General features: G+C 64.6%; 11 protein-coding genes. 8 read left to right on the forward strand and 3 right to left on the reverse strand.

Annotation, left to right across the window (positions count from 1 at the left end):
• The 5 genes from EOA27_RS07045 to EOA27_RS07065 all read left to right on the forward strand — a co-directional run.
• Positions 1 to 705 (forward strand): ABC transporter permease (locus EOA27_RS07045; protein WP_145970281.1); only part of this gene is annotated, 705 nt, incomplete at its 5' end.
• 2 nt (positions 706 to 707) lie between these two features.
• The gene (locus tag EOA27_RS07050) at positions 708 to 1478 is read left to right on the forward strand and encodes an ATP-binding cassette domain-containing protein (RefSeq protein WP_042637543.1); all 771 of its coding nucleotides are present in this window, start codon (positions 708 to 710) and stop codon (positions 1476 to 1478) included.
• 74 nt (positions 1479 to 1552) lie between these two features.
• The gene (iolG, locus tag EOA27_RS07055) at positions 1553 to 2545 is read left to right on the forward strand and encodes an inositol 2-dehydrogenase (RefSeq protein WP_126063304.1); all 993 of its coding nucleotides are present in this window, start codon (positions 1553 to 1555) and stop codon (positions 2543 to 2545) included.
• Between the two features lie 376 nt (positions 2546 to 2921).
• Complete coding sequence (locus tag EOA27_RS07060; RefSeq protein WP_126080079.1) at positions 2922 to 3716, forward strand: SDR family oxidoreductase; 795 nt, start codon at positions 2922 to 2924, stop codon at positions 3714 to 3716.
• A 202-nt stretch (positions 3717 to 3918) separates the two neighbouring features.
• The gene (locus tag EOA27_RS07065) at positions 3919 to 5010 is read left to right on the forward strand and encodes a 3-deoxy-7-phosphoheptulonate synthase (protein WP_126080078.1); all 1092 of its coding nucleotides are present in this window, start codon (positions 3919 to 3921) and stop codon (positions 5008 to 5010) included.
• Between the two features lie 21 nt (positions 5011 to 5031).
• On the opposite strand, the gene EOA27_RS07070 is transcribed toward EOA27_RS07065, so the two are convergent.
• Positions 5032 to 5667, reverse strand: coding sequence for a LysE family translocator (locus tag EOA27_RS07070; RefSeq protein WP_126080077.1), 636 nt, complete (start codon positions 5665 to 5667; stop codon positions 5032 to 5034).
• Positions 5668 to 5794: 127 nt separating this feature from the next.
• Here EOA27_RS07070 and EOA27_RS07075 point away from each other — a divergent pair, with 127 nt between their 5' ends.
• Complete coding sequence (locus tag EOA27_RS07075) at positions 5795 to 6499, forward strand: YafY family protein (RefSeq protein WP_126080076.1); 705 nt, start codon at positions 5795 to 5797, stop codon at positions 6497 to 6499.
• Between the two features lie 14 nt (positions 6500 to 6513).
• Here the strand turns inward: EOA27_RS07075 and EOA27_RS07080 are convergent, their stop codons facing one another.
• Complete coding sequence (locus EOA27_RS07080; RefSeq protein WP_126080075.1) at positions 6514 to 7314, reverse strand: class I SAM-dependent methyltransferase; 801 nt, start codon at positions 7312 to 7314, stop codon at positions 6514 to 6516.
• 104 nt (positions 7315 to 7418) lie between these two features.
• The gene (locus tag EOA27_RS07085; RefSeq protein WP_189561975.1) at positions 7419 to 8531 is read right to left on the reverse strand and encodes a LacI family DNA-binding transcriptional regulator; all 1113 of its coding nucleotides are present in this window, start codon (positions 8529 to 8531) and stop codon (positions 7419 to 7421) included.
• 623 nt (positions 8532 to 9154) lie between these two features.
• On the opposite strand from EOA27_RS07085, the gene EOA27_RS07090 reads away from it, so the two are divergent.
• Positions 9155 to 10117, forward strand: a complete 963-nt coding sequence (locus tag EOA27_RS07090) for a sugar-binding protein (RefSeq protein ID WP_126080074.1) — start codon at positions 9155 to 9157, stop codon at positions 10115 to 10117.
• A gap of 106 nt (positions 10118 to 10223) precedes the next feature.
• Positions 10224 to 11484: sugar ABC transporter ATP-binding protein (locus tag EOA27_RS07095; RefSeq protein ID WP_145970282.1), on the forward strand; the 1261-nt coding region annotated here is incomplete at its 3' end.

Below are 11484 nucleotides of genomic sequence, written 5' to 3' on the forward strand. Positions count from 1 at the left end.
ATGTTCATCAATTATGGCTGGACCGACCTGCCGGTCATCGTGCCGCTGCTGGTTGCTGTCGGCTGCGGCCTGATCGCCGGCCTGATCAACGGCCTCTTGATCGCCTACACCCGCATCCCACCCTTCATTGCCACGCTGGGCATGATGGTCACCGCCCGCGGCATCGCCAAATGGTGGTCGAAGGGCCAGCCGATCTCGTTTCCGACCGACAGCTTCGCGGCCATCGGCAAGGGGCTGATGCCGGTCGTCATCTTCATCTCGTTGGCGATCCTGTTCCAGCTCATCCTGACCTACACGAAATACGGCAAGCACTGTTACGCCATCGGCTCGAACGAGGACGCCGCGCGCATGTCGGGCATCAAGATCGCCAATCACAAGGTGCTGGTCTACGCGATCGCCGGCATCTTGGCCGCGATCGCCGCGGTGGTGCTGTCGTCCAAGAACCTCACCGCCCAGGCCGGCATGGGCGTCATGTACGAGCTCGACGCCATCGCCATGGCGGTCATCGGCGGCGTTTCGCTGTCGGGTGGCCGCGGCTCGATCATCGGCACCGTGATCGGCTCGCTGATCTTCGGCGTCATCATTTCCGGCTTCACCTTCCTGCGCCTCGACGCCTACTATCAGGAGATGGTCAAGGGCGTGATCATCGTCGGCGCGGTCGTTCTCGATCAATGGCGCCAGCGCCGCCGCGCGATAGGAGCTTGACCATGTCCGATATCGTTCTGAAAACCGAAAACCTCACCAAGCATTATGGCGGCGTGCACGCGCTGCAGGAGGCGAATTTCGAGCTGCGCAAGGGCGAGCATGTCGCCATCATGGGCGACAACGGCGCCGGCAAGTCGACCTTCGTGCGCCAGATCACCGGCGTCGAGCAGCGCACCAGTGGCAAGATCTGGTTCGACGGCAAGGAGGTGAACTTCGCCGGCCCGATCGAGGCGCGCGAGGCAGGCATCGAGACTGTGTTCCAGAACCTCGCTCTGGCTGATGATCTCGACGTGCCGTCGAACCTGTTCCTCGGCCGCGAGAAGGTGCTGTTCAACCTCGGCCCCTTCTCCATCCTCGACCGCAAGGCGATGCGCAAGGCCACCGAGGCAGCGCTTGTCCGCACGGCGGTGAAGATTCCTAACCTTTCCAGCACCATCCGCCACATGTCGGGCGGCCAGCGCCAGTGCGTGGCGATCGCCAGGACGGCGACCTTCGCCTCCAAGCTGATCATCATGGACGAGCCGACCGCGGCGCTCGGCGTGCAGGAGACCGCGCAGGTCGAAAACATCATCCGCACGCTGAAGGAGAACGGCGAGCCGTTGATCCTGGTCAGCCACAACATGCGCCAGGTGTTTGACCTGGTCGACCGCATCGTCGTCTTCCGCCGCGGGCGTATCGTCGCCAATTTGCGCAAGCAGGACACCGATGGCAACGACATCGTCGCCTACATCACCGGCGCCAAGACCGGCCAGGCGGAACTGCAGGCCGCCTGACGGCGTCCGACGAACCAATCGTCCGCGCCGCAAGGCGCGGATAGGCCTACAAACCCACCCTCGAAGGACATTCCATGACACTCCGCTTCGCTCTCCTCGGCGCCGGCCGCATCGGCAAGGTGCATGCCCGCGCCGTCGCTTCCAACCCGCAGGCAAAACTCGTCGCCGTGGCCGATGCCTTCGAGAAAGCGGCGACCGAGCTGGCCTCTGCCTATGGCGCCGAAGTGCGCAGCATCGATGCCATCGAAAAGGCCAAGGACATCGACGCCGTCATCATCTGCACGCCGACCGACACCCATGCCGACCTGATCGAGCGCTTCGCCAAGGCCGGCAAGGCGATCTTCTGCGAGAAGCCGATCGACCTCTCCGTCGAGCGCGTCGAAAAATGCCTGGCGGTGGTCGAGAAGACCGGCGCCACGCTGATGGTCGGCTTCAACCGCCGCTTCGACCCGCATTTCGCCGCCGTGCGCAAGGCGATCGACGACGGCGCCATCGGCACGGTCGAGATGGTCACCATCACGTCCCGCGATCCGGGCGCTCCGCCGCTCGATTACATCGCCCGCTCCGGCGGCATTTTCCGCGACATGACCATCCACGATTTCGACATGGCGCGCTTCCTGCTCGGCGAGGAGCCGGTCGCGGTCAGCGCCCACGCCTCGGTGCTGGTCGACAAGAAGATCGGCGAAGCCGGCGATTTCGATTCGGTCAGCGTCATCCTCGAAACCGCGTCCGGCAGGCAGGCCGTCATTTCCAACTCACGCCGCGCCACCTATGGCTATGACCAGCGCATCGAGGTGCATGGCTCGAAAGGCATGGTCGCCGCCGAGAACCAGCGGCCGGTCTCGATCGAGCTCGCCAACGACAAGGGCTACACCCGCCCGCCGCTACACGACTTCTTCATGACCCGCTACATCGATGCCTATGCCAATGAGATCGCCTCCTTCATCGCCGCGGCGACTGCCGGCAAGAAGGCGGCGCCGAGCGGCAAGGACGGACTGATCGCGCTGAAGCTGGCCGACGCGGCTTTGGAGTCGGCGAAAACGGGGAAGACCGTCCGCGTCGATTAGTCCGGTTGGGCGAACGCTTTGAAGGATGGTCGGTTTGTTGGTCTGCAAGGGTGGCGATTAGCCGGAACATCCATCGCGTCGTCATCCACGGGCGGAGCAAGGAGCGAAGCGACGCGCGCATACCCGAGGATCCATGCCGTTACATCGGAGCGGTGTGCAACGGTCCAGAAATTCTGCTCCGCCGCTTTCTTCGGCCGGGGTCACGGCATGGATCCTAGGGTCTCCGCAACGGAGCTACGCTCCTGCTTCGCCCTAGGATGACGAAGTCGGGCCGCTTCGGCCAAGTTATCAACGTGGGCCAAGGCACCGGGAAACCGAACGGAACGTCAATGAATCTCGAAAATCCATTGGTCATTCAAAACACAGGAGCACAGCGATGAGCGGTTTGGCCGGTCGCAATTCAGAAACACGCGCCATCGTCACCGGCGGCGCGCAGGGCATCGGCTTCGCCGTCGCGGAAGCGCTTGCAGACGAGGGCTGCCGCGCGCTCGCGCTGATCGGCCGCTCGCAGGAAAAGGGCGACAAGGCGGTGGCAGTGCTGAAGAAAAACGGCGTCGACGCCATCTTCATCAGCGCCGATGTCGCCAAGGTCGCCGACTGCAAGCGCGCGGTCGCGACGGCGCTTGAGCATTTCGGAACCTTGAACGCGCTGGTCAACGCCGCCGCCACGTCCGCGCGGGGGTCGTTAGTGGAGACCACCGAAGAACTCTTCAACCAGATCTTCGACACCAATGTCCGCGGCCCCTTCTTCCTGATGCAGGGCCTTGTCGCGCATCTGCTGGAGCGCAAGGCGCCCGGCTCGATCGTCAACGTGCTGTCGATGTCGGCGCATGCCGGCCAGTCCTTCCTCACGCCCTATTCGACCAGCAAAGGTGCGCTGATGACGCTGACCAAGAATGTCGCCAGCGCCTACCGGAAGAACCGCATCCGCTGCAACGCCGTGCTGCCGGGATGGATGGACACCGAGGGCGAGGCGATCGTGCAGAAGAAATGGCACGGAGCGTCGGATGACTGGCTGGAGAAGGCAGAGGCAGCGCAGCCGATGGGCCAGCTGGTCAAGCCGGCGCAGCTAGCCCGGCTGATCACCTATATGCTGAGCCCTCAGGCCGGCGTCATGACCGGCTCCCTCGTCGATTATGATCAGAACATAGCCGGCGTGATTGGGGAGTAGTGACAACCGCCCTCGCATCGACTATATGAGCCGCATGATCCACCTGACCGCCTCGTTTTGGTACTTTAGCTACGGTAGCTCGCTGGCGGCGGGAGGATTGCGCTCGATCTGAAAAACTCCAGATCAAAATCCGACAAGCCGCCAGACCTGGCGGCTTTTTTGTTTCAAGCCGGCAGGTCTCCTAAATCAGGAGCAGAAAGCCGTGTTGACCACCACAGACGACCTTCGGGTCACCGAAATCAGAGCCTTGAGCACGCCGGACGAGGTGATGCGCGAGATACCGCGCTCGCTCACCGCGACGCGCACCGTTGCCGCCTCGCGCAACACCATTCATTCGATCCTGACCGGGGCCGACGATCGACTGCTTGTCATCGTCGGCCCTTGTTCCATCCACGATCCGGTCGCGGCCGTTGACTATGCCAGCCGTCTGGCGGCGCTGCGCGAGACCCTGGCCGACCGGCTCGAGATCGTCATGCGCGTCTATTTCGAGAAGCCGCGCACCACGCTCGGCTGGAAGGGGCTGATCAACGATCCCGATCTCGACGGCAGCTTCAACATCGAGAAGGGCTTGCGCATGGCGCGCAACGTGCTGTCGGCCGTCAACAATCTCGGCCTGCCGGCGGCGACCGAGTTCCTCGACATGACCATCCCACAATACATCGCCGACCTCGTCGCCTGGGGCGCCATCGGCGCGCGCACGACCGAAAGCCAGATCCATCGCGAGCTGGCATCGGGCCTCTCCTGCCCGGTTGGCTTCAAGAATGGCACCGACGGCAATCTCAGGATCGCCGGCGAAGCGGTGAAGTCGGCAGCCCAGCCGCATCATTTCATGGCGGTGACCAAGGGCGGCCGCAGTGCGATCGCGGCCACCACGGGCAATGAGGATTGCCATGTGATCCTGCGCGGCGGCATTCAGCCGAACTACGATGCCGCAAGCGTCGATGCCGCCGCCGCCGAGCTCGGCCGCATCGGCATCGCTCCGCGGCTGATGATCGATGTCAGCCACGCCAACAGCGCCAAGAAGCCGGAGAACCAGCCGAAGGTGGCGCATGACGTTGCCGGTCAGGTCGCAGCCGGCGACGAGCGCATCATCGGCGTCATGATCGAGAGCAATCTCGTCGCCGGCCGCCAGGACGTCGTGCCCGGCAAGCCGCTTACCTACGGCCAGAGCATCACCGACGGCTGCATCGACTGGGCGACCACCGAGACCGTGCTTCACGGCCTTGCCGGCGCCGTCGAATGGCGCCGGTCCGTGAAGCGCGAGTTGCTCGCCAGCCGCCAGGGCGCGGCATAAGCCGAATGCAGAGGGCGGCGGTCAGGCCGCCCTCAACCCTTCCCAGGCGGTGAAGATCGATACCCCGAACAGCAACAACCCTGCTGCGCGGCCTGCGAATATGGTCGCTCGCGGATTGTCGACCAGCAGCCCCCGGCTGCGGCCCGCTGTAACGGCGAGCCCGCCATAGATCGCCGCCTGTGTGGCGACCGTCAGCAATCCCATGATCGTCGCCTGCATCCAGATCGGACCGTAAGCCGGCTTCAGGAATTGCGGATAGACGGCAAGGATGAAGAGATAGGCCTTCGGATTGATCAGGCAGGTGACCAGGCCCTGGCGGAACGCCTGCCAGGCCGAGCGGCTGCCGGCTGGCCCGTCATCGCCGACGGTGATCGAGCTGCGCATCAGCGAAATGCCGATATAGGCCATATAGGCGGCGCCGACGATAAGCAGCGGCGTGAACAGCACCGGCACGAAATGCATGAGCAGGCCGACCCCGATCGCCCCGTTCAGCGTGTGCACCGCGCCGCCGAGCATGATGCCTGCGGTCGCGGCCAGGCCACGGTTGCTGCCGCCGGTCAGCGCGTTGGCCAGCACGAACAGCATATCCATGCCCGGAACGGCGATGATGCCGAACAGAAGCACGAAGAACAGCCAGAGGTTTTCGCCATAGCTCATGTCAGTTGCCTGTCGCTTCGCCCGCCGGGGCAAAAAGGAATCTGTTGATTTTTGAAGTGCGTAGGCGGCCCTATAGGTCACGCCAACTGACGGGGATGTGTCAGTTGCGTTTCGGTCGGGTGGAAAAATGCGCAAGGCCTCGCGCCTGTTCGAGATCATCCAGATCCTGCGTCTGGCCAGAAAACCGGTGACCGCAGCTGCGATGGCCGGACAACTGGAGGTGACGGTGCGCTCGGTCTATCGCGACATCGCCGCCCTGCAGGCGATGCGCGTGCCGATCGAGGGCGGACGGGGCATCGGCTACATATTGCGCCCCGGCTTCGACCTGCCGCCGCTGATGTTTTCCATCGAGGAGATGGAAGCGATCGTGCTGTCGCTGGCGCTGCTCGAACGCACCGGTGACGACGAGCTGAAGCAGGCGGCAAAACGCGTCGGCGCCAAGATCGCCGGCGCCGTGCCGTCGCCCTTGCGGCAGACGCTCGACGCCAATGCGCTTCATGCCTGGGGTTTTGCGGCGCCTTCAGCTTCCGCCGTCGACCTTGCGCAGGTCCGCCGCGCCATCCGCGACGAGGAGAAGCTCGCTCTCTCCTACCGCGACGAGGCGGGACGGGCGAGCGAGCGCATCATCCGTCCGGTCGCGCTGATCTATTATGCCGAGACCGCCAACATCGTCGCCTGGTGCGAGTTGCGCCAGGCGATCCGCAATTTCCGCAGCGACCGCATCGAGGACTGCCGGCCAACGAACCTGTGGTTCAAGGGCGAGGGCGACCGGCTGCGGCAGGTCTGGGTCGACGGCTGGGAGATCAATGCCGCGGCCACCGGCGGCAACTGACGCGCGCCTTGGCTTCAGGGCACGATGCCGCGACAGGCCCAGGCGACATTGGCGAAGGATCGCGGGCCGTCGGGCCGGCCGGCCTGATAGGCATCGCGCATGGCGGCCTCGACGCGCTGCCGCTCGGCCGTATCCAGAGTGGTGATGTATTTGCCGAGCGGGCCTTCTCCGGCGCCGATCGGCGCCCAGAGGTCGTCGAAATCCGCGTAGTCCATGCGGATCATCAGCTCGGCCTCGGTGACTTCGACGAGACCCTGCTCGACAAAGGTCCGCTTCATCTCGCCCGGCTGCATCATCGGCTGGAAGCAGTAGCGGCTGCGCATTTGGCGTCCGCTTTCGCTGAGCGCCGCCATAGTGTCGATCATCATGCGCATCCCGGTCATGCCGCCGTAATGGTCCCAGACCACTGCCGCGACTATGCCGCCTGGTCGCACCACGCGGCGCATCTCGGCCACCGCCTTGCCGGCCTCCGGCACGAAATGCAGCACCAGCAGCGCCAGCGCGCGGTCGAATGCATTGTCCGCGAAAGGCAGCGCCGTGGCATCGGCCTGGCTGATGGTGATGCGCGGATCGGTGTTTTTCTCCTTCGTCGCCGCCACGAAGACCGGGGAAAAATCGATGGCCTGGATCTCGGCAAGATCGGCCGATTTCGCCAGCTCGAAGGTCAGGCTCCCGGTGCCGCAGCCGACATCCAGGATTGTCTCGCCGGGGGCAAGCCCGGCGAAATCGATGAATTTGGGCGCGAGCCTTTGGCTCCAGCGCCCCATGAGTTGCTCATAACCGGATGCTGCATGGACGGTGAAGGTGGACGTCATCGGAACCTCCCTTTCATCAGCTTAAGCTAAACGACGGCGCAACTGCTGCATAGTCGCCGGGCAATCTGCAACATCGGCAGCAAGGTAGCCGACCGGATCGGCGGTTATGTAGGTGATTTCACGCCCGCCACGCTCTCCCGCTCCACCAGCGGGCACTCCAATTTGGTGATGGGATAGCGGCCGCGGCCGGGCGTCGGCGGGGTTTCCAACTGCTCGATCGCCCATTGGCCCATCGCCAGATGCGGCAGGATCGAAGTGGTCAGCGGCGGGGAGAGATGACGGGCGATCTCCTCGTCGTCATAGCCGACCACGGAGATGTCCCGCGGGATATGCAGGCCGGCTTCCTTCAGCGCCTCGTAGCAGCCGATCGCGGTGCGGTCGTTCTGGCAGAAGATCGCGGTGGGCCGCTCCTTGAGTCCAAGCAGTTTCACCGTCGCGGCGTAGCCGGCGCTGGCCGACCAGTCGCCCTCGACCACCAGTTCGGGATCGAAGGGGATGTCGGCGGTAGCGAGGGCACGACGGTAGCCCTTGAGCCGATCCTGCGCGGCTTGCATCCACGGTTCGCCGGTGATGGTGGCGATGCGGCGATGGCCATGCGCGATCAGGTGCCTTGTCGCGCTCTGGCCGCCGGCGATCTCGGAGGGAACCACGGCCGGGAAGGCATAGTCGGCGGTGTAGCAGTTGAGCAGGACGACCGGGATGTCGAGGCTGTAGAGGAAATCCGGCGCCGTGATCTCGCGCGTGAAGATGGTCATATAGATCAGCGCCGAGATGCCCCGCCGCGTCAGCGCTGAAATCGCGCGCGGCTCCATCACCGCGTCGCCCATGGTCTGCGCAACCAAGAGCACGTTGCCGGCGTTCCACGAGGCCTGCCGCGCGCCCTCGATGGCGACCACCGCCTCGGGGCTGGTGGCGAGCTGGTCGACCGCGAAGCCGATGACGCCGTCCAGGCCCTCGAACGGCGTCACCGGCGGCCTGAGCGCCGAGAAGACCGGCGGCGAATAGCCCAGCGCCCGCGCCGCCTCGATCACCCGGTCGCGTGTCTGCTGCGACAGCCTGATGCCCGGCGAATTGTTGAGCACGAACGAGACCGTCGCCTGCGAGCAGCCGGCGGCGCGCGCAATGTCGGTCATGGTCACGCGCCCCTTCGGCTTGGCCGCCGGCTTGCGGCGCCTGGAAGCCCCGGGAGGATCGCGCAGGTCCGTCGGTTCGCTCATGGTCGTTTCCCAAACCCAGCCGGCTCTAAATCAAAGGCGGCGGCAACGGCAAGATGGTCGAGGCCGCTGCGTTTACCGACATGCGCCAACTAATATGTATTAGCAGGCATGACATGCAAATCGCTGGCTACGCCGCTTTGCGACGAAACCGGTCAGACAAGGTCAGCAATGCTGACAATTCGGCCATTTTCCGCGCGGCTGCAGACTTTGTAGCGCTCGCCCTCCTTACTCCCGGCACGTCCTTCGACCAGCGTCTCCTCCGCGTCGAAAGTGCGCCTCGCGGCTTCATAACTAATAGTCTTTACTAATAGCGGCAAGCGTTCTACTGTCAACTCGCCGTGGCTGTCCGGGCATCCGTTCGGCGCGGCAGGTGCGAGGGACGCTCGCTCGAAACCCGGCTTTTATCGCCGGTCTGGGCCTGCATCCGTTTCCACGAAATGTCGGACAAATCGGACTATTTACGAACGCCACATGAGTGTCTAGTGTCTCGACCGCGGCCCGATCGGCACCGTTCTTAAGTCGGCGGACCTTTGCGCCAGACCCTTGAGGAGGAGGGTTGTCCGGACCGCGGCCAGACATCGGCGACGAGTTCTACAGTCAGGTTCTACAAGGGAGGTTGAACTATGAAATCCATGATCCGTAACGCATCTGTCGCCGCGGCGGCCCTGCTCATCGGACTTGCGGCCACGGCGGTTACCCGCGCGGACGACAAGCCGACGCTGGCCTTCGTCGTCAACGGCGCGTCAGACTTCTGGAAGGCGGCGGAAGCCGGCGTTAAGAAGGCGCAGGGCGAACTGCCCGACTATAATCTCGAGCTGAAGTATCCCGAACAGTCCTCGGTCGCCATCCAGCAGCGGCTGATGGATGACTTGGTGACGGCTGGCGTCAAGGGCATCATGGTCTCGGCCGTCGATCCCAAGACCTCGACCGACGGGCTGAACAAGATCGCGTCCGAAACCGCGCTGTTCACCACCGACTCCGACGCGCCGCAGACCAAGCGCGTCGCCTATATCGGCTCGTCCAACGTCGATGCCGGCAAGCAGGCGGCCGAGATCGCCAAGAAGGCGATGCCGGACGGCGGCAAGTGCCTCGGCTTCGTCGGCCTGCTCGGCGCCGACAACGCTAAGGAGCGCATCCAGGGCATGAAGGACGGGCTCGCCGGCAGCAAGATCGAGCTGGTCGACGTGCGCGGCGACGATATCGACCAGGCGCGCGCCAAGAAGAATGTCGAGGACGCGCTGGTTGCCAGCCCAGACATCACCTGCATGGTCGGCTTCTATTCCTACAACACGCCGCGCATCTATGAAGCGCTGCGCGACGCCGGCAAGCTCGGCCAGATCACCGTCGTCGGCTTCGACGACGATCCGATCACGCTGGGCGGCGTCAAGGAAGGCACTGTTGCCGCGACCGTGGTGCAGCAGCCCTTCGAATGGGCCTATCAGGGCATGAAGCTGATGGCTTCCTACCTCAAGGGCGACAAGTCGGGCATCCCGGCCAACGGCTTGATCATCATCCCGACCAAGATCATCGGCAAGGATGATGTCGACGCCTACGCCGCCAACCTCAAGGCGATGCAGGGCAAGTAAGCCCAAGACAGGTGCGCCGGCTCAAGGGATTCCTTGAGCCGGCGTTCGTATTGACGGACCCGCCAAGGCCGGTCAGTCTGTGGCCCACCGGCTGCTGTCAGGCGCGATGACCTCTACCGACACCACTCACCCAGACACCGCTCCGTTCCTGAGCCTCGAGGCCGTGCGCAAGACCTATCCGGGCGTTGTCGCGCTGGACCGGTTCTCGATGGAGGTCCGGCCCGGCGAGGTCATCGGCCTTGTCGGCGAAAACGGCGCCGGCAAATCGACGCTGATGAAGATCCTCGGCGGCGTGACGCGGCCGGACAGCGGCACCATCACCGTCGATGGCGTCGCGCATGACGGGCTGACCGTCGAGCAGAGCATCGGCTCCGGCATCGCTTTCGTGCACCAGGAATTGAATCTCTTCGAAAATCTCGACGTCGCCGCCAACATCTTCTTCGGCCGCGAGCCGCTGAAGGCCGGGCCGTTGAGGCTGGTCGACCGCGCCAGGCTGCGCGAAATGGTGGCGCCGCTGTTGAAGCGTGTCGGCGCCAATTTCTCGGCCGACGCGCCGGTCGCGTCGCTGTCGCTCGCCCAGCAGCAGATGGTCGAGATCGCCAAGGCGCTGTCGATCAGGGCCCGCCTTGTGATCCTCGACGAGCCGACCTCCAGCCTGCCGATGGCGGAAACCGAAAAACTGCTCGACGTCATCAAGGGGCTGAAGGCGCAAGGCATCAGCGTCATCTTCATTTCGCATCGGCTGCACGAGATCGAGCGCGTCGCCGACCGCGTCGTGGTGCTGCGCGACGGGACGCTGGCCGGCACGCTGGCGAAGGACCGGATCAATCACGACGAGATGGTCAGGCTGATGATCGGCCGCATGCTGAAGGAGCGCGAGAAGGCGGGCGAAGCCACGCGCGCGCCGGGCAGTGTGGCGCTGTCGGCCGACGCGATCCGCACCAGCACCTATCCGGACCGGCCGGTCAGCATCGAGCTGAGGCGCGCGGAGATACTCGGCCTTGCGGGCCTTGTCGGCTCCGGCCGCACCGAGCTCGCGCGCGTGCTGTTCGGCATTGACGAGCGGCTGGGCGGCAGCGTCACGCTCGACGGCAAGCCGCTCAATGTCGGCTCGGCCGCCGACGCGGTAGCGACCGGCATCTTCCTCGTGCCGGAAGACCGCAAGCTCACCGGCATATTGCTCGATCTCTCGATCGCCCAGAACATCTCGCTGCCCAACCTGCCGGCGCATGCCAGGCGTTCGCTGGTCTCGGCCGGCGCCGAGCTTGCGACGGCGGAAAAGCAGAAGAAGAACCTGGGCATCAAGGCGCCCTCGGTCTTGACCCGCACAGGCACGCTTTCGGGCGGCAACCAGCAGAAGGTGGTCC

The sequence above is a fragment of the Mesorhizobium sp. M2A.F.Ca.ET.037.01.1.1 genome, assembly GCF_003998075.1.
Taxonomy (GTDB): Bacteria; Pseudomonadota; Alphaproteobacteria; order Rhizobiales; family Rhizobiaceae; genus Mesorhizobium.

What these genes read in the sequence shown, in the direction of transcription:
- EOA27_RS07050 (WP_042637543.1), top strand. Translation starts at nt 708, where the DNA reads ATGTCCGATATCGTTCTGAAAACCGAAAACCTCACCAAGCATTATGGC.
- iolG (WP_126063304.1), top strand. Translation starts at nt 1,553, where the DNA reads ATGACACTCCGCTTCGCTCTCCTCGGCGCCGGCCGCATCGGCAAGGTG.
- EOA27_RS07060 (WP_126080079.1), top strand. Translation starts at nt 2,922, where the DNA reads ATGAGCGGTTTGGCCGGTCGCAATTCAGAAACACGCGCCATCGTCACC.
- EOA27_RS07070 (WP_126080077.1), bottom strand. Translation starts at nt 5,667, where the DNA reads ATGAGCTATGGCGAAAACCTCTGGCTGTTCTTCGTGCTTCTGTTCGGC.
- EOA27_RS07075 (WP_126080076.1), top strand. Translation starts at nt 5,795, where the DNA reads ATGCGCAAGGCCTCGCGCCTGTTCGAGATCATCCAGATCCTGCGTCTG.
- EOA27_RS07080 (WP_126080075.1), bottom strand. Translation starts at nt 7,314, where the DNA reads ATGACGTCCACCTTCACCGTCCATGCAGCATCCGGTTATGAGCAACTC.
- EOA27_RS07085 (WP_189561975.1), bottom strand. Translation starts at nt 8,531, where the DNA reads ATGAGCGAACCGACGGACCTGCGCGATCCTCCCGGGGCTTCCAGGCGC.
- EOA27_RS07090 (WP_126080074.1), top strand. Translation starts at nt 9,155, where the DNA reads ATGAAATCCATGATCCGTAACGCATCTGTCGCCGCGGCGGCCCTGCTC.